This is a genomic window from Streptomyces sp. NRRL F-6676 (genome assembly GCF_000725625.1).
Lineage (GTDB): Bacteria > Actinomycetota > Actinomycetes > Streptomycetales > Streptomycetaceae > Streptomyces.
Map to the genome: position 1 here is coordinate 59,437 of NZ_JOHS01000001.1, position 22,989 is coordinate 82,425.

General features: G+C 73.6%; 18 protein-coding genes. 8 read left to right on the top strand and 10 right to left on the bottom strand.

Annotated elements, in window-relative coordinates; all coding sequences use genetic code 11:
* The 3 genes from IO29_RS00280 to IO29_RS00290 all read right to left on the bottom strand — a co-directional run bounded on the left by IO29_RS00280 (window position 1) and on the right by IO29_RS00290 (window position 2,631).
* Window positions 1-279, bottom strand: coding sequence for a hypothetical protein (locus tag IO29_RS00280; protein WP_030381183.1), 279 nt, complete (start codon window positions 277-279; stop codon window positions 1-3).
* Window positions 280-430: 151 nt separating this feature from the next.
* Entirely contained in the window at window positions 431-1,999 is a 1,569-nt protein-coding gene (locus tag IO29_RS00285) for a glycerol-3-phosphate dehydrogenase/oxidase (protein ID WP_037840510.1), read from the bottom strand.
* Window positions 1,996-2,631, bottom strand: a complete 636-nt coding sequence (locus tag IO29_RS00290; protein WP_030378097.1) for a TetR/AcrR family transcriptional regulator — start codon at window positions 2,629-2,631, stop codon at window positions 1,996-1,998. The genes IO29_RS00285 and IO29_RS00290 overlap by 4 nt, the downstream gene beginning before the upstream one ends.
* A gap of 118 nt (window positions 2,632-2,749) precedes the next feature.
* Here IO29_RS00290 and IO29_RS00295 point away from each other — a divergent pair, with 118 nt between their 5' ends.
* Genes IO29_RS00295 through IO29_RS00305 form a run of 3 tightly spaced genes read left to right on the top strand, consistent with a single transcriptional unit; the run spans window position 2,750 to window position 5,847 of the window.
* Window positions 2,750-4,420 carry an FAD-binding oxidoreductase gene (locus IO29_RS00295; protein ID WP_234307421.1) on the top strand — a complete coding sequence of 557 codons (1,671 nt, stop codon included), beginning with the start codon at window positions 2,750-2,752 and terminating at the stop codon, window positions 4,418-4,420.
* A gap of 12 nt (window positions 4,421-4,432) precedes the next feature.
* Entirely contained in the window at window positions 4,433-5,326 is an 894-nt protein-coding gene (locus IO29_RS00300; protein ID WP_030378099.1) for a diacylglycerol kinase family protein, read from the top strand.
* A 53-nt stretch (window positions 5,327-5,379) separates the two neighbouring features.
* Complete coding sequence (locus IO29_RS00305; RefSeq protein WP_030378100.1) at window positions 5,380-5,847, top strand: hypothetical protein; 468 nt, start codon at window positions 5,380-5,382, stop codon at window positions 5,845-5,847.
* Window positions 5,848-5,924: 77 nt separating this feature from the next.
* Here IO29_RS00305 and IO29_RS00310 read toward each other — a convergent pair whose 3' ends face one another.
* Window positions 5,925-7,070: a serine hydrolase domain-containing protein gene (locus IO29_RS00310; protein ID WP_030378101.1), complete on the bottom strand. Its 1,146-nt coding sequence runs from the start codon at window positions 7,068-7,070 to the stop codon at window positions 5,925-5,927.
* A gap of 265 nt (window positions 7,071-7,335) precedes the next feature.
* Window positions 7,336-9,180: an asparagine synthase (glutamine-hydrolyzing) gene (asnB, locus tag IO29_RS00315; protein ID WP_030378102.1), complete on the bottom strand. Its 1,845-nt coding sequence runs from the start codon at window positions 9,178-9,180 to the stop codon at window positions 7,336-7,338.
* Between the two features lie 333 nt (window positions 9,181-9,513).
* Here asnB and IO29_RS00320 point away from each other — a divergent pair, with 333 nt between their 5' ends.
* On the top strand, window positions 9,514-9,975 hold the full coding sequence (locus IO29_RS00320) for a hypothetical protein (protein WP_030378103.1): 462 nt from the start codon (window positions 9,514-9,516) through the stop codon (window positions 9,973-9,975).
* A gap of 54 nt (window positions 9,976-10,029) precedes the next feature.
* Here IO29_RS00320 and IO29_RS00325 read toward each other — a convergent pair whose 3' ends face one another.
* Window positions 10,030-12,267 (bottom strand): beta-glucosidase, encoded by a 2,238-nt coding sequence (locus tag IO29_RS00325; protein WP_051707065.1) that lies wholly within the window; start codon window positions 12,265-12,267, stop codon window positions 10,030-10,032.
* A 288-nt stretch (window positions 12,268-12,555) separates the two neighbouring features.
* On the opposite strand from IO29_RS00325, the gene IO29_RS00330 reads away from it, so the two are divergent.
* A complete protein-coding gene (locus tag IO29_RS00330) occupies window positions 12,556-13,590 on the top strand; it encodes a LacI family DNA-binding transcriptional regulator (protein ID WP_030378105.1) in 1,035 nt (344 codons plus the stop codon).
* 62 nt (window positions 13,591-13,652) lie between these two features.
* Here IO29_RS00330 and IO29_RS00335 read toward each other — a convergent pair whose 3' ends face one another.
* A complete protein-coding gene (locus tag IO29_RS00335) occupies window positions 13,653-14,690 on the bottom strand; it encodes a LacI family DNA-binding transcriptional regulator (protein WP_234307415.1) in 1,038 nt (345 codons plus the stop codon).
* A 26-nt stretch (window positions 14,691-14,716) separates the two neighbouring features.
* Window positions 14,717-17,356 carry a glycoside hydrolase family 78 protein gene (locus IO29_RS00340; protein ID WP_051707066.1) on the bottom strand — a complete coding sequence of 880 codons (2,640 nt, stop codon included), beginning with the start codon at window positions 17,354-17,356 and terminating at the stop codon, window positions 14,717-14,719.
* A gap of 366 nt (window positions 17,357-17,722) precedes the next feature.
* On the opposite strand from IO29_RS00340, the gene IO29_RS00345 reads away from it, so the two are divergent.
* From IO29_RS00345 to IO29_RS00355, 3 genes are all read left to right on the top strand, one after another.
* Entirely contained in the window at window positions 17,723-18,679 is a 957-nt protein-coding gene (locus IO29_RS00345) for a carbohydrate ABC transporter permease (protein WP_051707068.1), read from the top strand.
* Window positions 18,676-19,497: a carbohydrate ABC transporter permease gene (locus IO29_RS00350; protein WP_030378109.1), complete on the top strand. Its 822-nt coding sequence runs from the start codon at window positions 18,676-18,678 to the stop codon at window positions 19,495-19,497. Before IO29_RS00345 ends, IO29_RS00350 begins: the two co-directional genes overlap by 4 nt.
* 104 nt (window positions 19,498-19,601) lie before the next feature.
* The gene (locus IO29_RS00355) at window positions 19,602-20,870 is read left to right on the top strand and encodes an ABC transporter substrate-binding protein (protein ID WP_030378110.1); all 1,269 of its coding nucleotides are present in this window, start codon (window positions 19,602-19,604) and stop codon (window positions 20,868-20,870) included.
* A 48-nt stretch (window positions 20,871-20,918) separates the two neighbouring features.
* On the opposite strand, the gene IO29_RS35400 is transcribed toward IO29_RS00355, so the two are convergent.
* Both IO29_RS35400 and IO29_RS00365 read right to left on the bottom strand, forming a co-directional pair.
* A complete protein-coding gene (locus tag IO29_RS35400; RefSeq protein ID WP_051707070.1) occupies window positions 20,919-22,028 on the bottom strand; it encodes a LysR family transcriptional regulator in 1,110 nt (369 codons plus the stop codon).
* A gap of 141 nt (window positions 22,029-22,169) precedes the next feature.
* The gene (locus IO29_RS00365; protein WP_234307416.1) at window positions 22,170-22,931 is read right to left on the bottom strand and encodes a GNAT family N-acetyltransferase; all 762 of its coding nucleotides are present in this window, start codon (window positions 22,929-22,931) and stop codon (window positions 22,170-22,172) included.
* Window positions 22,932-22,989 lie beyond the last annotated feature (58 nt).

Genomic DNA, 22,989 nt, shown 5'->3' on the forward strand with positions numbered 1-22,989 from the left:
CTACTGATCCGCCGGCGGGTGCCGGGCCGTCCGCTTGACGTCCTCCTCGACGGAGTTGCGCGGCTTCTCCTCGTCCTTGGCGTACTGGGTCACCGCGGCCTGTACGTCCCGGGCGAGGTCCCGCCAGGCCCGCCAGGCGGTTTCGTAGGTGTCCGTCTGGACGTCGGTCCACGCGGCGTGCGCGGGCGGCCCGAAGGAGTCGCGCAACTCCTCGACGCGGTTGCGCGCCTGATCGGCGGCGCGCTGCATCGCCACGAGTTCTTCGAGCGTGTGTGCCACATTCGGATCGTAAGCAGCGAAGGAGCGGCGCGCGCGCCGAGACAAAGCCGGGACAAAAGGGGCGCGGGGCCGTGTCGGTATGCGGCTGCGCCGCCGGCGCGAAAAACCAGGCCGTCACCCCCCCGTCCGGCTCAGCCCCCACCCGCCCCGCTCAGCCCCCCACCCCGCTCAACACCTCCCGCGCCACCCCCACCGCGACCTCCCGGTCCCCGGCGACGAGCCCGACCCGGCAACGCCGGTCCAACAGATCCCCCACGTCCAGCGCCCCCTCGTGCCGCACCCCCCACCACAACTCCGCCCGCGTCACGGGATACCCGGGAACCACCGGTTCCCGCAGCTCCTCATCCGCCGCCCCCAGCGCGTGCACGGCCGCCGCCTCCGCCCCGTACCGCCGCACCAGCCGCTCCGGCACCCCGGCCTCCGCAGGCGCCACCGCACCCGCTCCCACCAACGGCACCCCCACCGTCCGGGAGGGCCCCGCCACGACCCGCCCCCCGGCCACCACCGCGTCGACCGCGTCCTGCGCCATCCGCCGGTACGTCGTCAGCTTGCCGCCGACCACCGTGACCACCCCCTCCGGCGACGTGAGCACCGCGTGCCGCCGCGAAAGATCGGCGGTGCCGCCCCCGGGGCCCGCCCCGCCGTCCAGCAACGGCCGCAGTCCCGCGAACGCCCCCACCACGTCCGCCCGCCGCACCGGCACCTCCAGCGCGCTCCCCACCACGTCCAGCAGGAACCCGATGTCGGTCTCCGGCACCTCGGGCACGTCCGGGACGGCGTCCCCCGCCACGGGTTCGTCGGTGAGGCCCACGTAGACGCGCCCGTCGCCCTGCGGCAGGACGAGCACGAACCGGTTGGTCTCGCCGGGGACCGGGATGTGCAGCCCGGCCGGCAGCGGGCCGAGGTGCTCCCCGCGCAGGACGAGATGGGTGCCGCGCGAGGGCCGGATGCGTACGCCGTCGACGAGGCCGCCCGCCCACACCCCGGCGGCGTTGACCACGGCCCGGGCCCGGATCACGCCCTCCTCGCCGGTGAGTTCGTCGCGCACCCGGGCGCCGGAGCCGTCGAGCTCCAGCGCCCTGACGCGGGTGAGGACCCGTGCGCCGTGGCCCGCCGCGGTGCGCGCGAGCGCGGTCACCAGGCGGGCGTCGTCGACCAGCCGGCCGTCCCAGGACAGCAGCCCGCCACGCAGCCCGGCAGTCCGCAGCGCGGGCGCCGCGTGCCGCGTCTCGACGGCGGTCAGCCGGCGCGGGGCCGGCAGGGTGGCGCGGGCGGTGCGCGCGGCGGCCCGCAGCGCGTCACCGGCGCGGAACCCCGCCCACGCCAGGGCGGCGCCGCCGCGCGACACCAGCGGGGTCAGCGGCAGCACGAACGGCTGGGCGCGGACCAGATGCGGCGCGGTCCGCTCCATCAGCACCCCGCGCTCCACCGCGCTCTCGTACGCCACGTCGAACTGCCCGGCGGCGAGGTAGCGCAGTCCGCCGTGGACCAGCTTGGAGCTCCAGCGGGAGGTGCCGAAGGCGAGGTCGTGGGCGTCGATCGCGGCCACCGAGAGCCCCCGGGAAGCGGCGTCCAGGGCGACCCCGGCGCCGGTGACGCCGAGGCCCACGACCAGGACGTCGACGGCCGGGCCGCCGACGGTCGCGGCCAGTTCGCGGGTACGGCGGGCGGCGGACAGGGAGGTCGGGGCGGCCGGGGGCGGGACGGTCGGGGCGGTCACGGGGCGAGGGTCCTCTCCAGCAGGGTGCGCAGCTCGGCGGTGAGGGCCACGGCGGTCAGCTCCGGGTCGTCCTCGTCGGTCATCGTGCGCAGCGACAGCGTGAACGACTGCACGACCAGCAGCAATGCCCGCGCCTGCCGTGCGGCGTGCCCGGGGCGTACGGAGCCGTCCGCGTGGCCCTCGCGCACGGCCGCGGTGAGCAGTTCGAGGAGGGCGTCCTGGCTCGCCCCGCGCCGGTCCAGTACGTAGGGCAGCAGCAGTTCCGGATCGACGTCGACGATCTTGCGGAAGAGGGGGTGCGCCCGGAAGGCGCCGACCCCGTCCACCAGCGAGGCGACGATCCGGTCGCGTGCGGAGAGGTCCGCCGCCGGTGCGGGCATCGCCGCGGTGGCCACCGCGATCCACTCCCGGGTCATCAGATCGCCGACCAGGCTCCGTACGTCGGGCCAGCGCCGGTACAGCGTCATCCGGGACACGCCCGCACGGCGGGCCACGTCGGTGAGGGTGGTGCGGCGGACCCCGACGGCCAGGACACGGTCCCGCACCGCGTCGAGCACCGGATCGCTGTCCGCACCCCCGCGACCGTCCGCGCCGGCAGTACCGTCCGAACCATTGTGACGAATAGGCGTCATGTGTCACAGTGTAACGCCGGGTGGCGGGCCGCACACAAGACGGGTCGTACGACAGGACCCCGCCTGACCGGACGACGTACGGACGACGACGCACCAACGACCGGTGAGGACACCCACGATGGACATGCTGTGGAGCGGCTGGGGCGACCCGGCCCGGGCGACCGCGCTGCCCGAGCCGGTCACCGGCCTGCTGCGCGACCTGCTCGGCGTCACCCCGCGCACCGACCCGCCGCTCACCCTGGACGACCTCACCGTCCCCGCGTCGCCGCTGACCCCGGCCGCCCGTGCCGCCCTGGCCGCCGCCGTCGGCGACGAGCCGGCGCACGTCCGCACCGACACCGAGAGCCGCGTCCGGCACACCCGCGGCAAGTCCACCCCCGACCTGCTGCGCCTCCGGCGGGGCGACACCGCCGCGGCCCCGGCCGCCGTCGTCCTCCCGGCGAGCCACGACGAGGTGCTCGCCGTCCTGCGGGCCTGCGCGGAACACGGCCTGGCCTGCGTCCCGTTCGGCGGCGGCACCTCCGTCGTCGGCGGCCTCGCCCCCGACGGCCGCGGCCCCTTCGTCGCCCTGGACCTGCGCCGCATGGACCGGCTGCTCGACCTCGACCCCGTCTCCCGCACCGCCACCCTCCAGCCCGGCCTGCGCGCCCCGGACGCCGAGGCGCTCCTCGCCGCGCACGGCTTCACCCTCGGGCACTTCCCGCAGTCCTACGAGTGGGCCACGATCGGCGGCTTCGCCGCGGCCCGCTCCAGCGGGCAGGCCTCCGCCGGGTACGGCCGCTTCGACGAGATGGTGCTTGGCCTCACCCTCGCCACCCCCGAGGGCACCCTGGAAGCAGGCCGCGCCCCCCGCTCCGCCGCCGGGCCCGACCTGCGCCAGCTCGTCCTCGGCTCCGAGGGCGCGTTCGGCGTGATCACCTCCGTGACGGTGCGGATCCGCCCCGTGCCGCCCACGCGTGTCTACGAGGGCTGGCGGTTCGCGTCCTTCGAGGAGGGCGCCGCCGCCCTGCGCCGGCTCGCCCAGGACGGGCCCCGGCCCACCGTGCTGCGGCTCTCCGACGAGACGGAGACCCTCGTCGGCCTCGCCCGGCCCGGGCACCTCGGCTCCCCGGACGCGCTCAAGGGCACCGGCTGCCTCGCCGTCACGGGATACGAGGGCACCGAGGAGGACACCGCCCACCGCCGCCAGCGCGCCGCCGCCGTCCTGCGCGACTGCGGCGGAACGTACCTCGGCGAGGAACCCGGCGCCCACTGGGCCGAGGGCCGCTACGCGGCGCCGTACCTGCGCGACTCCCTGCTCGACGCGGGCGCGTTCGCCGAGACGTTGGAGACCGCCGCGTTCTGGTCCCGGCTGCCGGGCCTCTACGCCGCCGTCCGCGAGGCGCTCACCGCCACGCTCACCGGGGCCGGGACGCCGCCGCTGGTCATGTGCCACATCTCCCACGTGTACGAGAACGGCGCCTCGCTCTACTTCACCGTCGTCTCGGCCCAGGGCGCGGACCCGGTGGCGCACTGGACGCCGGCCAAGCGGGCCGCGAGCGAGGCGATCCTCGCCGCGGGCGGCACGATCAGCCACCATCACGGGATCGGCACCGACCACCGGGACGGATACGCGCACGAGGCCGGCCCCCTCGGCATCGAGGCGCTGCGCGCCGTCAAACGCCGACTGGACCCCGGCGGGGTCCTCAACCCGGGCGTCCTGCTCCCCGGCGACCGGCCCGGCGGCGGGTTCGACGACCGGCCCGACGACCGGCCCGCCGGTTCGCCCGTCCCCCCGTCCGCCGGCTGAGGAGGCGCCCCGATGCCCCACCCCACGCGACGGTTCACCGCCGTCGTCAACCCCACCGCGGGCGGCTCCACCGCGGCCGCGGCCCTGCTGAAGCTGGCCCGCCCGCTGCGCGAGGCGGGCGCCGAGCTGGAGACCGCGTACAGCCGCAGCCTGCCGCACGCCCAGGAGCTCGCCCGGCGCGCCGGGGAGGACGGCCGGGTGGTGCTCGCCGTCGGCGGGGACGGCATCGCCGGCGGCATCGGCGGAGCCCTCAGCGGCACCGGCACCGTGCTCGGCCTGGTGCCCGCCGGCCGCGGCAACGACTTCGCCCGCGCCCTCCACCTGCCCGCCGACCCCGCCGCGCTCGCCCGGGTCCTGCTCCACCACGCACCGCGCCCCGTCGACGCCGTAGAGGTCGAGTCCGCCGTCCACCACCGCACCGTCGTCCTGGGCAGCGTCTACGCGGGCGTCGACGCGCTGGCCAACCGGCACGCCAACCACGCGGCACTGCTGCGCGGCGCCGTCTCCTACTACGCCGGGGGCCTGCGCGCGGTCACCACATGGCGGCCCGCCCGGTACCGCGTCACGGTCGACGGCGAGGAGCACGCCCACCGCGGTTACACCGTCGTCGCCGCCAACTCGCCGTACTACGGCTCCGGCCGGCTCATCGCGCCCGGCGCCCGCGTCGACGACGGCCTGCTGGAGGTGGTGCTGATCAGCCACGCACCGCGGCGGCTCTTCTTCACCCTCATGCGCGAGCTGCGGACCGGCGCCCACGTCGACCGCCGCGAGGTGCGCGTGCTGCGCGGCCGGGAGATCCGCATCGAGGCCGACCGCGTGGTTCCCTACGGGGCGGACGGCGAGGTCGAGGCCGTCCTGCCCGTCACCGCACGGGTGCTGCCGGGCGCGCTCGGCATGCTGTACTGACGCCGACGGCGCCCCGCCGGTTTCGGCGGGGGTGGCGGGGAACCCGTCGGGGCATGTTCCAGACCCTCGCGCGGGGCTGCGCAGCGGGAGCTGCCGGCACGACCGCGCTCAACGCCGTCACCTACGCCGACATGGCGCTGCGCGGCAGGCCCACCAGCAGCGCCCCGGAGGACGTGGTCGACAAGGTCACCACGGACACCGGGCACCCGGTCCCCGGCGCCGGGGACCAGCGGGACAACCGGCTCTCCGGCCTCGGCGCCCTGTCCGGCATCGCCGTCGGCGTCGCGGCCGGGGTCGCCGTCTCGCTCGTCCACCGCGCGGGCGTCCGCGTCCCGGTGTGGCTGGGCGGGCCGGTCACCGGTGCCCTGGCCATGGCCGCGACCGACCTGCCGATGGCCCGCATGGGGGTCAGCGACCCCCGCGAGTGGTCGGCCAAGGACTGGCTCTCCGACGTCGTCCCGCACGTCGCCTACGGGCTCGTCACCTACGGCATCGTGTCCGCCGACGGCCACCGGGGCTGAGCGCACCCCGCACCGCACTCCGCACAGGACCCGTACCGCACCCCGTACCGGACCTCACGCGCACCCCGTACCGGACCTCACGCCCGGGCCGCGTACCGCCAGAAGTCCCGCATGATCTCCTCCGGGACCGGGCCGCCCATGGCCCGCTGGGTCATCAGGAGGGCGACCGTGCCGGTGGCGGGGTCGAGATGGGCCGTGGTGCCCGTGCCGCCGACCCAGCCGTAGCGGCCGGGGGAGTTCCACGGGTCGCGCTCCGCGATGTCCACCGAGCCGCCGAAGCCCCAGCCCTGCCCCTGGAGGAACAGCTCGCTCGCGGCACGCTGGCCGGCGCTCGTGTGATCGGTGCGCATCAGCCGTACCGAGGCCGCCGAGAGCACCCGTCGCCCGTCGGGTGCCGCACCGTCGGCCAGCAGCATCCGGGCGAAGGCCAGATAGTCGTCCACGGTCGAGACGAGCCCGCCGGCGCCGGAGGCGAACACCGGCTCCTCGCTCCACATGCCGTCGGGACCGTCGGCCGCCGTCAGACCGCCGTCCGGAGTGGGCTGGTAGTACGTGGCGAACCGGCCACGCCTGCCCGGCGGCACGGAGAAGCCGGTGTCCGCCATGCCGAGCGGTGCGAGGATCCGCTCGGCCAGGAACTCCGGCAGCGGCCGTCCGGTCACCCGCTCGACGAGCATCCCCTGCACATCGGAGCAGGTGTTGTACAGCCAGGCGTCGCCCGGGTGGTGGAGCAGCGGCAGCGCCCCGAGGCCGGCCAGCCAGTCGTCGGGGGCGGGGTAACCGGCCGGCTCCCACCCCTTCTGGAGCGCGAACAGCCCGCGCAGCTGCGGCAGCGAGAAGTCCGCCGGGAACCCGTAGCCCGCCTGCGAGGCGAGCAGATGGAACACGGTGATCGGGCGGGCCGCCGGCACCGTGTCGTCGATCTCGCTCCCCGGCGTCCGTACGACGCGCGGCTCCGCCAGCTCCGGCAGCCAGGTGGCGACCGGGTCGTCCAGGGCGATGCGGCCGTCGTCGACCAGCAGCAGCACCGCAGCGGCGGTGACCGGCTTGGTGAGCGAGGCGAGCCGGAACAGGGTGTCCCGGGTCATCGGATCGGGACCGTCGACGGCCCGCGTGCCGACGGCCGCGGTCTCGACCCGGTCGCCCCGGGCCACCAGCGCCACCGCCCCCGGCACCCAGCCCTTGCCGACGTGCTCCGCCAGCAGGTCCTCCAGCGTCGTCATGCTCCCGCCTCCGCTTCTCTCCGGTCGTCCCGTCCGGGACACCACCGGCCGTGCGGCGGCGTCCGGACAAGTAGACCGGTTCCGCGCCCCGGACTCATCGGTCATGGCGGAGAAAAAAACCGGCGGCCGCGGGCAGGGAGACCGGCGGCCGTCCGCAAGGCAACCGGCGGCCGTCCGCAAGGCAACCGGCGACCGCCCGCAAGGCAACCGGCCGCCGTGCGCAGGGGAGCCGAACGGCCGGCCCGGGCGCGGAGCCCTCGTCCCCTCACTCGTCCAGGACGAGTTCCGGTCCGTACAGGTCCATCCACACCGCCAGGTCCAGCGTCTTCTCCAGACCGCGGCGGGCCGCCTGCGTGCCGACCGGGGTGTCACGGTGGGCCAGTTCGCGCAGCCGCTCCCGGTCCACGAGGTCGAAGACCGGGTGCGAGGGCCTGGAGAGCAGATCCTTGGCGTGGTCCTGGAGGGCGAGGCCGTACTTCGGGTCCTGCGTGGACGGATACGGGCTCTTGACCCTGTCGTACACCGACTTGGGCAGCACGTCCGCCGTCGCCTCCCGCAGCAGGCTCTTCTCGCGGCCGTCGAACGACTTCAGTGCCCAGGGCGCGTTGTACACGTACTCGACGAGCCGGTGGTCGCAGAACGGCACCCGGACCTCGAGCCCGACGGCCATGCTCATCCGGTCCTTGCGGTCGAGCAGCACCCGCACGAACCGGGTCAGGTGCAGATGGCAGATCTTCCGCATCCGCCACTCGAAGTCGCTCTCCCCGTCCAGGCGTTGGATGCCCGAGACGGCGGTGCGGTAGCTGTCGGCGACGTATCCCTCCAGATCGAGGGAGCGCGTCAGCTCCGGACGCAGGACGCCGCTGTCGTCACCGAAGTGACGGCCGAACTGCACGAGCCAGGGGAAGGCGTCCGCGCGCCGGGCCTCCTCGTCGAAGAATTGCAGATAGCCGCCGAACACCTCGTCCGCCGACTCCCCGGACAGCGCGACCGTGGACTGCGCGCGGACCGCCTTGAACAGCAGATACAGCGAGGCGTCCATGTCGCCGAAGCCCGCGGGCAGATCGCGGGCGCGCACGACCCGCGCGCGTACCTCGGGGTCGGCGAGGGTCTGCGCGTCCAGGACGATGTCCTGGTGCTCGGTGCCCGAGGTGCGGGCCACGTCGTGCACGAACGGGGTGTCGGGGGTGCCGCGCAGTTCGTCGGCGACGAAGTTGTCGGTCTGCCCGGCGAAGTCGACGGCGAAGCTGCGCACCTTCTCCCCGTGCTCGCCGAGCTGCCGGGCCGCGAGCGCCGTCATCGCGGAGGAGTCCAGGCCGCCGGAGAGCAGGGTGCAGCGGGGCACGTCGGCGACGAGCTGGCGGCGCACGATGTCGTCGAGCAGCGTGCGGACGGTGGCGATCGTGGTGTCCCGGTCGTCGGTGTGCGGGCGGGTCCGAAGCTCCCAGTAGACGCGGGTGCGCACCCCGTCGCGGTCGACGGTGACGACCGTGCCCGGCTCGACCTCGTGGATGCCGTCCCACACGGCGTGCCCCGGCGTCTTGACGAATGTGAACAGCTCGCGCAGGCCGTCCAGGCGGACCCGGCGGGAGGACAGCGGGTTGGCGAGGATCGCCTTGGGCTCCGAGCCGAACAGGACGCCGTCGGCGGTGGGGGAGTAGTAGAAGGGCTTGATGCCCATGCGGTCGCGGACCATGACGAGCCGCTGCCGGCGGCCGTCCCAGAGCGCGAAGGCGTACATGCCGTTGAGCCGCTCGGCCAGCGCGTCGCCCCACTCCAGATAGCCGCGCAGGACGACCTCGGTGTCGGAGTCGGTGGTGAACCGGTGCCCGCGGTCGGTGAGTTCGCGGCGCAGCTCGGTGAAGTTGTAGGTCTCCCCGGAGTAGACCAGCGCCACCGTCCCCTGCGGGGTCTCGGCGGTCATGGGCTGCCGGCCGCCGGGCAGGTCGATGATGGCGAGCCTGCGGTGGCCGAGGGCCGCGGGGCCCTCGGCCCAGACGCCCCGGTCGTCGGGGCCGCGGCAGGCCATCGTCTCGGTCATCGCGCGCAGCGTCGCCTCCTCGGCGCGCAGCTCGCGGTCGAAGGAGACCCAGCCGGTGATGCCGCACATGTGTTACCTCCCGCTGGCCGAACCAGTTGTATGAAGCACCTATGTGGTGTGCTCCGAGCCTGTGGCACCTCCCGGACATGGTCAACGCGACCGGCCCGGCGGGCGGCGGGGCGACCCCGCACTTTCGGCCGCACTTTGCGTACGGGAAAACTCCGGCGGCGCACGGGAGGGGCCCGGCAGCGGCCCGCGTCCGGCGGTTCCCGGGCGGGAATCGGCCAACCGCAAAGACTTCCTCAACTCGACCCGACGGCCCCGCCCGTCCCGCCACCCGAACGGCCCCCCTCACCCGACCGCACGCGTGCCCGCGCCGTCCCGGTGGCAGGGATGGAACCCATGGGAGCCACGCACACGCACGACGACGGCCCGGACCGCGCCCACCGGCGCCCCGACGGGGTCACGGACACCACCGTGGAAGCCCTGGGCGCCCTGTCCAAGGCACTGGAGACGACCGAACGGGCCCGCGGCCACCTCTACACGCTGCACCAGCTCACCGGCACCGCGGACTTCGAACTCGACCAGGCGGTGGAGCTGCTGCGCGCGGCGGGGCACGACGGATGGGCCGACCGGGTGCGGCGGGAGATCCTCGGCCGCAACGTCATCCCCGGACACTGGACCTTCCAGATCGTCGAGGCCTACAACGCCACCTACTACGAACCCTTCAAGGCCCTGGAGGCGGCGGCCCGCGACGAACTGGCGGACGGCCGCGACCACCTCTACGAGGCCGAACTCAAGGAGACCCGCCGCACCGGCGGCCACCCCGACCACACGGCCCGCCCGGACACACCGCCGCGCTGACGGGGCCCGGGGCGCGGGGGTGAGCCTGCTCCCACCCCCGTCCCCCGCCTCCCGTCAGCGCCGGCCGAGGGTGAAGCTCTGCTGGAGCACCGTGTCCGAAGAGGGGCCCACCAGTGCCGTGAACCGGCCGGACGGCGTGCGCCAGGCGTTCCGCCCGGTGTCCCAGTACTGCGTCAGATGCCGGTCGGCGACCGCCCTGCCCGTCAGCCTCACCGTGACGGTCCGGCTCTCTCCCGGCTTCAGCGTGACCCGGTCCCAGGAGACCAGCCGCGGGCTCGGCTCACCGGCCGCGTCGGGCAGCCGCAGATACACCTGCGGTACCTCGGTGCCCGTCCGCTTGCCGGTGTTGGTGACCCGGAACCGTACGGTCGTACCGGACCCGCCGCCGCGCGTCCCCGTCACGTCGAGCGTGGAGTACGCGAACTTCGTGTACGACAGCCCGTGGCCGAACTCGAACAGCGGCTTCTCGCCCTGCGCCCGGTACCACCGGTAGCCGACCTGGAGCCCCTCGCTGTAGTCGACCTGACGGATCGTCGCGCCGTCGGCGAGGACACCGGGGTACTGCTCGGCGGTGGCGGCCGGCTGCTGCGACTCCGACACCGGGAAGGTCATCGGCAGCTTGCCCGACGGGTTGACGTCACCGAACAGCAGTGCGGCGATGGCCGGTCCCTGCTGTTCACCCGGGTACCAGGTCTCCAGCACCGAGTCGACCTTCTTCAGCCACGGCATGGTGACCGCGGTCCCGGTCTCCAGCACGGCCACGGTCGAGGAATTCCGCGCGGCCACCGCGCTGATCAGCGCGTCACCGCCACCGTCCAGGGAGAGGTCCGCCGGGTCGGCGAACTCGCCGACCTGCTTGTAGCCGAACACGAGCGCGACATCCGCACCGGCGGCGACGGCCGCCGCCCGCGCCGGGTCACTGCCGTCGTCGAAGACGACCTCGGCACCTGCCTTACGAGCCCGCTCCCGGATGGCGTCCAGCGGGGCGACGACGTCCTCGCAGGCCATGGTGTTGCCCTTGGTGCCGCCGAAGTTCAGCGGCAGGCTGCACAGCGACGTGGCGCTGATCCCGTCCGTCGCCTCGCTCGACGCGGAGGCGCCGATGACGGCGATCCGCTGCCCACGGCGCGGGCTGAGCGGCAGCGTGCCGCCGCTGTTCTTCAGCAGCACCGAGCCCTCCTCGGCGATCCGCCGGGCCAGCCGCTTGTGCGCGGCGGTCGACGCGTCCGCGACCGGCGTGCTCGGTACAGGGTGGTCGAACAGCCCGCCGCGGATGTACGAGCGGACCACGCGGAACGCGGCGCCGTCGATGTCGGACTGGCTGATCTCCCCGGCGGCGAGCGCGGCGTCCAGCTTCTCGGGGGTGAAGTGGATCGGCCGGTTCAGCTCCTGGTCGAGGCCGGCCTTCAGGGCGGCGGCCGTGGAGTGCACCGCGCCGAAGTCGGACATCACATAGCCGTCCAGCCCGAGGTCGCTCTTGAGACTGGTCTTCAGCAGCGGGTTCTCGCAGGCGTAGACGCCGTTGATCTGGTTGTACGAGCACATCACGCTCTCGGGCTCGCCCTCCTTCAGGGCGATCCCGTACGGCAGCTCGTAGATCTCCTTCAGCGTGCGCGCGTCGACGTTGGAGGAACTGGTCTGCCGGTCGGTCTCCTGCTCGTTGGCCACGTAGTGCTTGAGGTCGGCCAGGACGGGCTTGTCGTCACTGCTCTCGACACCGCGCGCCATGGCGCCGGCCAGGACGCCGTTGACCACCGGGTCCTCGCCGAGGTATTCCGGCGTCCGCCCGGCCAGCGGGGTGCGTCCGCCGCTCACGCCGGGGCCGAGGATGACGTTCTTGCCCTTGTCGAAGGCTTCGCGGCCCATCGCCCGGCCCTTGTCGTACGCGGTGTCGGTGTCGAAGCCGGCCGCCAGGGCGATCTGGGCCGGGAAGGCGGTGACCCCCTCGACGGACCGCACGCCCTCCGGCCCGTCGGTGTAGACGACGGTGGGCGTGCAGGACAGCTGGGCGGGGTACGTCACCCCGCCGAACGTGGTCTGGGCGGGGCTGTTGGCGGGCTGTTCGACCAGCCAGCGGTACTTCTGGTGCGGGCTGCTGACCGCCAGCAGTGCCTCGGCCCGGGCGTCGGCGGACTTGTGGGTGTCCATCCACGGGACGGTGGAGCACTCCGAGTCGGCGGACCGGGCCGTGGCGGTGGTGGGCGCGAGGGTGAACAGCACGGCGGTGGCGATGCCGGTCGCCGCGCGGCGGACGGTGGGGCAGCGGGGTGAGCGGGGTCTCGTGCCGGGCATGAGGCCTCCTTGTAACGTTTCAATCGGAGGGGGACGTATGAGACGGCGCGGTGGCAGCGTGCGGCCGGTCCTTTGCGTGTCCGGTCGTTCTGCGGCGCCGCGTAGATCGGTCTACGTCGCGATGCGAGGCACAACGTAGACCGATCTACGCGGCGGCACAATGGACCGGATGAAAAACGCTTCAACCTCTCCCGTCAGCCCGTCGGCGCGGTTTCCACGTCCCTGCCCGGGCCGCCACCGCGTACGATCGCCCGGCGGGACGGCCCGCGCGAGGGTGAGGGAGTGGTCGTGGGGCAGGGTGGGCGTCGGCGGGGGGTCACGATCCAGGATGTCGCCCGTGTCGCCGGGGTGTCCCGGGCCGCCGTGTCCAAGGTCATCCGCGATGCCGCGGGGGTCAGTCCCGCCATGCGTGCGCGCGTCCGGGCGGCCATCGAGGAACTCGACTACCGGCCCAGCGTGGCCGCCCGCGCGTTGCGCGGTGCCAGTTACACCCTGGGCCTGGAGGTCCCGCATCCGGGCAACCGCTTCCTCACCCAGATCATCGACGGCGCCACGCAGGCGCTGGAGGGCAGTCCCTTCCAGCTCATCATCGCGCCGGCCGACGGTGGGCGCGGCTACGGCGCCATCGAGGCCCTCGCTGACCGCCAGGCCGACGGGATCGTGGTCGTCTCCCCCCGGGTGGAGCCCGCCTGGCTGGAGCGGCTCGCCGAACGGCTCCCCGTGGTGATGCTCGGTCGGCACGACCGGGCCGCGCACTACGACACCGTCGTCGGCGACGACGTCAAGGGCACCCGGGACGTGATGGACCACCTCCTCGCGCTGGGCCACCGCCGCATCACCCACCTCACCGAGGACGAGGAGCTGACCGCGCCCGGCTCGGGCACCCCCCACGCCCTCCGTCTGGAGACCTACCGGGCGTGCATGGCCGCCGCCGGACTCGCCGCGCACATCCGGGTGGCGCGCACCGGGCAGACCGAGCGGAGCGCCTACGACACCACGCGCGCCCTGCTCGACGGGCCCGACCGCCCCACGGCCCTGTTCGCCGCCCATGACCAGCTCGCCGTCGGCGCCCTGGCCGCTCTCGCCGACATGGGTCTGACCAGCGACGACGTCTCACTCGTCGGCTACGACGACACCGACTTCGCCGCCCACCCGGCCGTCTCCCTCACCTCCGTGGACCAGTCGGGCGCCGAGATGGGACGGCAGGCGGTCACCATGCTGCTGGACCGGGTCGAGGGAGGACGGACCCAGGCGCGGCAGCACCGCATCATCCCGGAACTGCGCGTACGCCGCTCGACGGCCCCGCCGCCCGCCGGGGACTGACCCCGCCCGGGCACGTCTTCACGCCTGCCCCGTCCGTGCGCGTACCCGCCCGCCCCCGCCTCCTACGTCGAGCTGCGCTCCACCAGCCGAGGCGGGAAGACCAGCCGCTGGTGGACGTGCCCGGGACCGTCCTCGTCGAGCAGCAGCCGGGCCGCGGCCTGGCCGAGGTCGTAGCCGCCGACGTGGACCGAGGTGAGCGGGACCCCGGCGGTGGCGGCCGAGTGGATGTCGTCGTAGCCGACGATCGCCAGGTCCCGCGGGACCCGCAGCCCCGCGCGGAACGCCGTCTGCATCAGGCCGAGCGCCAGCAGGTCGTTGGCGCAGAACACCGCCGACACCCGCTCCCCGGCCGTCAGCAACTGCTCACCGGCCCGCCGCCCCTGGTCCACGGTGAACGCGGAGACCTCCACCACCTCCAGTGTCTCGGCGGGACGGCCCGCCCGGGCCAGGGCCTGCCGGGAGCCGGCGAGCCGGTCCTGCGACTGGCGCATGTGCGCCGGGCCGGTCACGAACGCGATCCGCTCGTGACCGCGGGCGAGCAGGTGCGTGACGGCCGCGTCGGCGCCCGCCACGTCGTCGACGGCGACGGAGCACACGTCCGGGTAGGCGTCGGAGTTGTGCAGCAGCACCACCCGCAGCCCCCGGTCCCGCAGCCCGTCCAGCCAGGCGCGGTTGAGGTCGGCCGGGGTGATCAGCACGCCCACGGCGTTGTGCTGGGCGAGCTGCCGCAGATAGCGCTCCTCCTTGTCGGGCAGCACATCGGTGTTGCACAGGGTGACGGTCTGCCCGGTGGTGTGCAGGAAGTCCTCGGCGCCCCGCGCCAGATCGGTCAGGAAGGGGTTGCGCACGTCGAAGACGACCAGTCCGACGATGCTGCCCCGGCTCCCGCTGAGCTGCCGGGCGGCCGGATTGGGCACGTACCCCAGGACGCCGATGGCCTCCTCGACCCGCTCGCGGGTGGCCGGGGCGACCTTCTCCGGACGGTTGATCACATTGGAGACGGTGGCGATCGAGACTCCGGCGCGTGACGCGACGTCCTTGATGCCGACGGTGTTCATCTCCCGCGCCCTTCGTGCGGCCGCTCGCGAGCGGTGCTGCATCTCACGTTTCACCTTGTTGTAACGCTTCAATCGTGCACGGCGATGGTATCGGCCACCACGTGCGCGCTCGCGTGACGCGGCCGGGCGCACGTGAACTCGTGGCTCCCGCTGCCCACTTGGGTGCGCAGCCCGGGCAGATCGATCTCGGCGGTGGTGTTCGGCGGCACCGTGGCCCGCACGCTGAGCACCTCGCCGACGAGCCGCCACGCGACCCGGGCCGGCCCGTACGGCGTGTGCAGTTCGGCCTCGGCGTGGGAGAGGCCGCCGCCGGGGCGCGGGGCGATGCGCAGCCGCCGGTAGCCGGGGGCGGCGGGGGCGAGGCCGGCCACCGTGCGGTGCAGGAAGTCGGCGACCGCGCCCAGCGCGTAGTGGTTGAACGAGGTCATCTCGCCGGGGTTGACCCTGCCGTCCGGCAGCATGCTGTCCCAGCGCTCCCACACGGTGGTCGCCCCCTGGGTGACCGGGTAGAGCCAGGACGGGCAGGCCCGCTGGAGCAGCAGCCGGTAGGCGGTGGCGTGGTGGCCGCCGTCGGCCAGCGCGTCGCACACCTCCGGGGTGCCGGCGAACCCGGTGGCGATGCGGTGCCCGTCCCGGGCGACCAGCTCCGCCAGACGCCGGCCCGCCGTCGCCTCGCTCTCCGCGTCGGGCAGCAGTCCGAAGCGCAGCGCCAGCGCGTAGGCGGTCTGCGTGTCCGAGGCGAGCCGCCCGTCCGGACCGGTGTACGCGCGCCGGAACGCGTCGCGGGCCCGGTCCGCGACCCCCGTGTAGTGGGCGTGGTCCGCCGCCTCGCCCAGTTCCCGCGCGATCCGCGCGAGGATGCGAGAGGAGTGCGCGAAGTACGCCTGCGCGACCAGGTGCGGGTCGGTGCGGGACTGCCAGGGGTCGTCGGGCGGTGCCGCCGGGTCCAGCCAGTCGCCGAGCTGCTTGCCCTGCCGCCACAGCCCGTCCGGGCCGCACTGCGAGGCGACGAGGTCGATCCAGGCCCGCGCGCCGGCGTACTGGGCGCGCAGCACGCCCCGGTCGCCGAAGCGCTGGAACAGGGTCCACGGGACCAGCACCGCCGCGTCCCCCCACACCGCGGCCGCCCAGGCCGGGGTCCACTCCGGCACCGGGATCGCCGGGACGATGAAGGGGACCGTGCCGTCCTCGTACTGGTCGTGCGCGAGGTCGGCCAGCCAGGAGGTCAGCATCCCCGAGCAGTCGTAGAGGAAGGAGGCGGTGGGGGCGAAGACCTGGATGTCACCGGTCCAGCCGAGCCGCTCGTCGCGCTGCGGGCAGTCGGTGGGCACGTCGACGAAGTTGCCGCGCATGCTCCACAGCACATTGTCGTGCAGCCGGTTCAGCAGGGCGTCGGAGGAGCGGAACCAGCCGGTGCGGCGCATGTCGGTGTGCAGTACCTGCGCGGTCACGTCCGCCGGGTCGAGCGGTCCCGGCCAGCCGGTGACCTCGACGTAGCGGAAGCCGTGGATCGTGAACCGCGGCTCCCACTCCTCGGTGCCGTCGCCCTTGAGGACGTAGCTGTCGGTGGCGGTGGCGTGCCGCAGCGGGCGGGTGTACAGCTCGCCGTCCTGGAGCACTTCGGCGTGGCGCAGGGTGACGGTGCTCCCGGCGGGCCCGGAGACCCGGACGCGCACCCGGCCCGCGATGTTCTGCCCGAAGTCCAGGACCGTACGCCCGCCGGGCGTGGTGAGCACGTCCACCGGGGCCAGGCTCTCCACCCGGCGGACCGGTGGCCCGGTGGGCGCGGCCAGGACGGAGGTGTCGAACGGGACCGCGCGCACGGAGTCCCACCCGGAGGCGTCGTAGCCGGCGCGCGACCAGCCGACCCGCTCGGCGCGGGCGTCGTACCGCTCGCCCTCGTAGAGCCCGGCGGTGAGGATCGGCCCGTGCGCGGACCGCCACCGCTCGTCGGTGCCGACGGTGACCGTGCTGCCGTCGGCGCACTCCACCTCCAGTTGCAGCAGCAGCGCGGTGTCGTCGCCGTACAGCTTGGTGCGCCCGCCGTGGATGCCGAACCGGCCACTGAACCAGCCCTCGCCCAGCCATGCCCCGACCGCGTTGGCGCCCTCGGTGACCAGCTCGGTCACGTCGTGCGTGGCGTACCGAAGCCGGTGGTGATAGCTGCTCCAGCCCGGGGCCAGCACCTCGTCGCCCACCCGTACGCCGTTGAGCTCCACCTCGTACAGGCCGTGCGCGGTGACATACAGCCGGGCGCGGACGACGGGGGCGGGCAGATCGAAGGAGGTGCGCAGCAGGGCGGGGCGCTGCAATTCGGGAACCGCGGGGGCGATCATCGTCGCGCTCACGTCGTCCGGCGACAACAGACCTGCCTCGACGGTGAGTTCGGGGCTCCAGTCGGAGCGGCTGCCGTCCTCGCCCCAGACCCGGACGCTCACCGTGCGCTGCTCGCGGGAGGCGAGCGGCGGGATGTCGGGCCAGGGTACGAGCACGGAGTCGCCCCCGGTGACCCGTCCGCTGCTCCACGGGGGGCCGCCGGCCGGCTGGATCCGGATTTCGTAGGCGGCCTGCGTCCAGCCGTCGGGGGCGGATTCGACGATCCAGGACAGTCGCGGCCTGGCTTCTCCGATGCCCAGGGCGCGGCCGTGGCGCTCGGCGGTGGGGGCGGCCACCGTCACCACCGCGGGGACCGGGGGCGTTGCGGGCATGGAGTGGCTCCTGTTCGTGGAAATAAAAACGCTTCAATCGCTGAGCTGGCCACACCGTAGGAAGCGGCCGGTCGTTCCGTCAAGGAGTGACCTGTGGCAGGCGGCCGCGGGGCGTGTGGCGCACGCCTCTCGTCGGGACACCTCTGAACTGCTGTGATGCGCGCGCCAGTCGGCCTGCGGCCGGTGTCGCGGACGCCCCCGCATGCCGCCCGCCGTGGCACGCGGCGGGAAGAAATTGGTCGGGAACCTCTTGACAGTCCCGCTCGGCGATCCTAGTTTCTGGCCGAGCTTTGAAGCGTTTCATCGCATGGAGCGCACGACACCGCGGGGCCTAGGGCCGACGCGTGGATTGATGGAGAGCCGACCATGGCCACAGTGGCGACCCGCCCCTTCCGCAAGCACCGACAGCGTGCGCCGCACGACCCGGCCCCGCCCCCGACCGGCGCCCGCCGGGCCGGAAGCTGGGCCCCTTGGTGGTTCGTGCTGCCGGCGCTGGCGTTCTTCGTCTTCGCGGTTCTCGTGCCCAGCGTGCAGGGCGGCTGGTTCGCCTTCACCGACTGGGACGGCATCAGCCAGGTCAAGCACTTCGTCGGACTCGACCAGTTCCGCGCGCTGTGGAAGGACACGGCGGCCCGCGACGCGGTCGGCACCACCCTGCTGGCGGCCGCCGCCCTCACGGTCGTCCAGAACGCGATCGGCCTGCTCCTCGCGCTGGGGGTCGACTCCCGCATCAAGTCCCGCAACGTGCTGCGCGTGTTCTTCTTCGCCCCGGCGGTCATCACCCCCGTGGTCACCGCCTACCTGTGGAAGTACCTGTACGCCCCCGAGGGCGCGATCAACGCGCTGCTCGGCGCGGTCGGACTCGACGCGCTGAAGCAGGACTGGCTGGGCGATCCGGACCTCGCGCTGTGGTCGGTGGTCGCGGTCGTCGTCTGGCAGTTCTCCGGCTACTCCATGGTGATCTTCCTGGCCGGCCTCCAGTCGATCCCCCGGGAGATCCACGAGGCGGCCGCCATGGACGGGGCGGGGCCGGTGCGCCGCTTCTGGTACGTCATCCGCCCCATGCTGGCCCCGGCCATCACCATCAACCTGATGCTGTCGGTCATCGGCGGGCTGAAACTCTTCGACCAGGTCTGGGTGATGACACAGGGCGGCCCCGGCGGCGCCACGGACACCTTGTCCACCGTCATCTACAAGCAGGCGTTCCAGTTCAACCAGTACGGCTACAGCACCGCCATGGCGGTCGTCCTCACGCTCTTCGTGATCGTCATCAGCGGGGTGCAGTACCGCTACCTCAGCCGCCAGGAGAGGAAGAGCTCGTGAACCGCTACACCTGGCGCACCGGCGTACTCGAAGCGGTCATGATCGCCGCCGGGCTGCTCTTCGCCTTCCCGGTCTATGTCCTCGTCTCCATGGCACTGCGCAAGGAGGGCGACCACTCCTCGCCCATCGCGCTGCCGGACAGCCCCACCCTGGCCAACTTCGGCGACGCCTGGCGGCAGGCCGGGCTGGGGGCGGCGATCACCAACAGCGTGCTGGTCACCGTCGGCAGCGTCGTCCTGATCGTGGCACTGGCCGCGATGGCGGCCTACCCGATCGCCCGCTCCACCCGCCGCTGGTCGAAGTCGGTGTTCGCCGTCTTCATGCTGGGCCTGCTGCTGCCCTTCCAGCTCGCCCTCATCCCGCTGTACCAGACCATGCGCGACCTGGGGCTGCTGGGCAATCCGCTGGCCCTGATCATCTTCTACACCGGTCTGCAACTGCCGTTCTCGATCTTCATGTACACCGGCTTCCTGCGCTCCCTCGACCAGGGCTACGAGGAGGCCGCGCTGATGGACGGCTGCGGACCCGTCCGGGCCTTCTTCAGCGTCGTCTTCCCGCTCATGCGCCCGATCACGGGCACCGTGATCATCCTCAACGTGATCTTCGTCTGGAACGACTTCCTCACCCCGCTGCTGTACCTCAGCGGCTCGGGCCGCCAGACGATCCCCGTCGCGCTGTTCGGCTTCGTCGGGCAGTACGTCTCCCAGTGGCCGCTGGTCTTCGCCGGTCTGATCATCGGCATCGTCCCGGTCCTGGCCGCCTACTTCGTGATGCAGAAGCGCATCATCCAGGGCTTCGCCGGGGGCCTGAAGGGCTGACCCCGCGCCTTTCCCGCCGCCCTCTTCGGCACACCTTCCGCTCCTTTCCTCCGTACGCCTTCCCGTTGCCGTTCCCCCTGCCCGCACCCTCTTCTGGAGCCGTCATGAGATCCACACGCCTGCTCGCCGCCGCCCTCGCCACCGTCTCGGTGGGCACCTTCGCCGTGGCGTGCAGTTCCGACACCGCCGGCGGCGGGGGCGGTGGCGACGCCCTGCGGGTCGCCGCGAACTCCACCGACCGGGTGCCGATGGACGCCGTCGTCGCCGCCTTCCGGAAGAAGAACCCGGACACCGAGGTCGACGTCACCTACGCCGACACCGACCAGCTCCAGTCCACCCTGCGCACCCAGCTCTCCTCCGGCACCGCCCCCGACGTCTTCACCGTCTGGCCCGGCAACGGCAACCCGGCCGCGCTCCAGGTACTGCAAAAGGCCGGCTACCTCACCGACCTCAGCGACTCCTCGTTCGCCTCGAAGATCGCCGCCGGGGACAAGAGCGTCACCCAGGTCGACGGCAAGACGTACATCGTCCCCGTCACCTTCAACGGCATCGGCGCCATCTACAACAAGAAGACGCTGACCGACATCGGCGGCAGCGAGCCCAAGACCTGGGACGACGTGCTGAGCCTGTGCGAGAAGGCCAAGGACAAGGGCAAGGTCCTGCTGGCGCTCGGCAACCAGACCCCGTGGGTCACCCAGCTCGTCGACTACGCGCTCGCCGCCACCACCGTGTACACCAAGACGCCCGACTTCGACGCGCGGCTCAGCGCGGGCAAGGCCACCTTCGCCGACTCCGAGTGGAGCGAGGCCCTGCGGCAGTACCTGGACCTGAACAAGGCCGGCTGCTTCACCAAGAACCCGCTCGGCACCAGCTACGAGACGTCGATCTCCGACGTCGCCCAGGGCAAGGCCGTCGGCCTCGTCCAGGTCACGACGAGCATCCCGCAGGTGCAGAAGGAGGCCGGCGCCGACACCGAGCTGGGCATGTTCGCGCTGCCCGCCACGGACAACGCGGACGACACCCGCATCCCGGGCGCGGTCTCGGCCGCGTACGGCGTCAACGCCAAGAGCAAGCACATGGACGACGCCCGCAAGTTCGCCGACTTCCTGGGCTCGGCCGAGGGCCAGAAGATCTACGCGGAGCAGGGCGGCACCCTCCCCGCCCTGCCCAACGACTCCTTCGACGCCGATCCGGCGCTCGACGTGCTGATCTCGATGCAGAAGGACGGCAGGACCGTTCCGTTCATGGACCAGCGCTGGCCCAACCCGAAGGTCCAGCAGGCTCACTTCACGGCGGTGCAGAAACTGTTCTCCGGGGACGCGTCGATCAAGGACGCGCTGAAGAGCATGGACCAGGCGGCGCAGTCGGACTGACGGGGGCGGGGTGCCGCACCCCGCTGTGGTCCGGCCGGTGGGCGCGCGTCACCTCGCGTGCCCACCGGCCGCCGTCGTGGACGCCCCACGGTGCTCCTCGCGGTACAGGGCGGTGGCGAGCCGCACGAAGGCGCGGATCAGCGGGGTGTCGCGGCCGGTGTTCCAGGCGAGGACCAGCCGGCTGGGCTCCATGCCGTCCAGCGGGACGGCGGTGAGTCCGGCGGGGAGCGTGTGGCCGAGCGGCATCAGCCCGACGGCTCCGTCCCACAGCACGGACTGCACGCACTCGTGGACCGTCCGCACGACCGGGCCGTCATCCGCGGCCGACTGCGCGGGCCCGGCCCGGCGTGTGGCGCCGGCCGACTGCGCGGGGCCGGTCACCCGTCCGGTGCCGGACGGGCCGGGGGACTGCCCCGTGCCGGGCGACCGGTCGGTGCCGGTCGTCCGTCCGGTGCCGGACGACTGCCCCTTGCCGGCCGTTCGCCGCCTCCCGGCACCGGTCGACTGCCCCGTACCGCTCGGCCGGCCGGCGTCCGCGGGGCGGACCCAGTAGGCCCGCCATACCGGGTCCGTTCCGTCGGGGAGCCGGAACCAGCGGCGTCCGGCCAGCTCGGACGGGGTCAGACGGTCGCGGCCGGCCAGCGGATCGTCCGTGCGCAGGACCACCCCGACCGGGTCGGACCGCAGGACACGGGTGCTGACGCCGGCGTCGTCGAACGGCATCCGGGTCAGCGCCACGTCGACGCGGCCCGCGCGCAGGCCCGCCGTCGGATCGGCCAGGTCCGCCTCGCGGATGCGGACGCGCACCTCGGGCCGGCGCCGCCGGTACGCCTCGGCCAGCCGGGGGCCCATCTGCTCGACGCTGTCGGCGAGGATGCCGACGGTCAGGGCGGGGGCGCCCGCGGCCGCCGCGACCCGGGCCCGGATCCCGTCCGCCCGCGCGAGCAGCGCGCACGCCTCCTCGTACAGCACGGCACCGGCGGGCGTGAGCGAGACGCCGGCGGGGGAGCGCAGCAGCAGGGCGCACCCGAGGTCCGCCTCCAACTGCCGGATCGCCCGGCTCAACGGCGGCTGGGTCATACGCAGCCGCGCGGCCGCCCGCCCGAAGTGCAACTCCTCGGCGACGGCCACGAAGTAGCGCAGCGTACGTACCTCCATGCCGGGCACGATACCGGGACGGTACCGGGGCCCGACGAGGGCGCGGACCTGATCGTCTTCCTCCCCGGGGCCCGTCCCCGGCCGTCACCCGACGAGGGCGCGGACCTGATCGTCTTCCTTCCCGGGGCCCATCCCCGGCCGTCACCCGACGAGGAACGAGTGGCTGCGGCCGATCTCGGCGAACCCGCGCCGCACGTACCACTCGCGCGGCCGGTCGGCCCCGTCCGCGACGAGGAAGAGCCGCGGGACACCGGCAGCGGCGGCCAACGCCAGACCGGTGGCGAGAAGTGTGCCGCCGTGTCCCTGCCCCCGGTACGGCGTGGCCGTGACCAGGTCCTCGAGCTGAGCCAGTCCGGCGACCCGGTCGAGGTAGAGGTCGGCCCAGGCGGCGATCTTCCCCCGCGGCGTCCGCGTGACCAGGAACAGCACCTCCTCCGCGCCGCGCAGACGGGCGGCGCGACGGTCGGTGAGCTGCCGGGCGAGGCACTCGTCCGAGGTCCAGCTCAGCTGCTGCCGGAGCACGGCCGTCCGCAGCTCGGCCAGTCCGACCGGGCGCGCGGCTGTGCCGGGCAGCGCGCAACCGGCGGTTGCCCTGGCCAGCACCAGTTCGGTGCCGTGGTCGTGGCCGGCCGCCGCCCACACCGCAGCGGCCCGCTCGCCGAGCGCCCCGTCCAGCACCGTGATCCGGTACGGCCCGCGAGGCCCGAGGCTTCGCGCGGCCAGTCCGGGCAGCGCGACCGGATCGGCGTCCGGGGCGTCGACGATCAGTTGGTTGTGCTCCTGGGAGAGGGGGAAGTCCGGGTCGCGGACGACGAAGGCGCCGGGGAACTCGACGAGGTCGGCAGCCTGGCGCCGGGCGAAAGAGGCACGGAACGCGGTCGCGCGCTCATACAGGTCCGACACCACGCCATGATCGCCGCACTCGTCGCCCTGGGCAACAGGCTTCTCCGCTCGCGAGACC

Excerpts from the sequence above, each read along its gene's own strand:
- IO29_RS00290 (WP_030378097.1), bottom strand. The coding sequence starts at position 2,631 with ATGACGCCTATTCGTCACAATGGTTCGGACGGTACTGCCGGCGCGGAC.
- IO29_RS00295 (WP_234307421.1), top strand. The coding sequence starts at position 2,750 with ATGGACATGCTGTGGAGCGGCTGGGGCGACCCGGCCCGGGCGACCGCG.
- IO29_RS00300 (WP_030378099.1), top strand. The coding sequence starts at position 4,433 with ATGCCCCACCCCACGCGACGGTTCACCGCCGTCGTCAACCCCACCGCG.
- IO29_RS00305 (WP_030378100.1), top strand. The coding sequence starts at position 5,380 with ATGTTCCAGACCCTCGCGCGGGGCTGCGCAGCGGGAGCTGCCGGCACG.
- IO29_RS00310 (WP_030378101.1), bottom strand. The coding sequence starts at position 7,070 with ATGACGACGCTGGAGGACCTGCTGGCGGAGCACGTCGGCAAGGGCTGG.
- asnB (WP_030378102.1), bottom strand. The coding sequence starts at position 9,180 with ATGTGCGGCATCACCGGCTGGGTCTCCTTCGACCGCGAGCTGCGCGCC.
- IO29_RS00320 (WP_030378103.1), top strand. The coding sequence starts at position 9,514 with ATGGGAGCCACGCACACGCACGACGACGGCCCGGACCGCGCCCACCGG.
- IO29_RS00325 (WP_051707065.1), bottom strand. The coding sequence starts at position 12,267 with ATGCCCGGCACGAGACCCCGCTCACCCCGCTGCCCCACCGTCCGCCGC.
- IO29_RS00335 (WP_234307415.1), bottom strand. The coding sequence starts at position 14,690 with ATGCAGCACCGCTCGCGAGCGGCCGCACGAAGGGCGCGGGAGATGAAC.
- IO29_RS00340 (WP_051707066.1), bottom strand. The coding sequence starts at position 17,356 with ATGCCCGCAACGCCCCCGGTCCCCGCGGTGGTGACGGTGGCCGCCCCC.
- IO29_RS00345 (WP_051707068.1), top strand. The coding sequence starts at position 17,723 with ATGGCCACAGTGGCGACCCGCCCCTTCCGCAAGCACCGACAGCGTGCG.
- IO29_RS00355 (WP_030378110.1), top strand. The coding sequence starts at position 19,602 with ATGAGATCCACACGCCTGCTCGCCGCCGCCCTCGCCACCGTCTCGGTG.
- IO29_RS35400 (WP_051707070.1), bottom strand. The coding sequence starts at position 22,028 with ATGGAGGTACGTACGCTGCGCTACTTCGTGGCCGTCGCCGAGGAGTTG.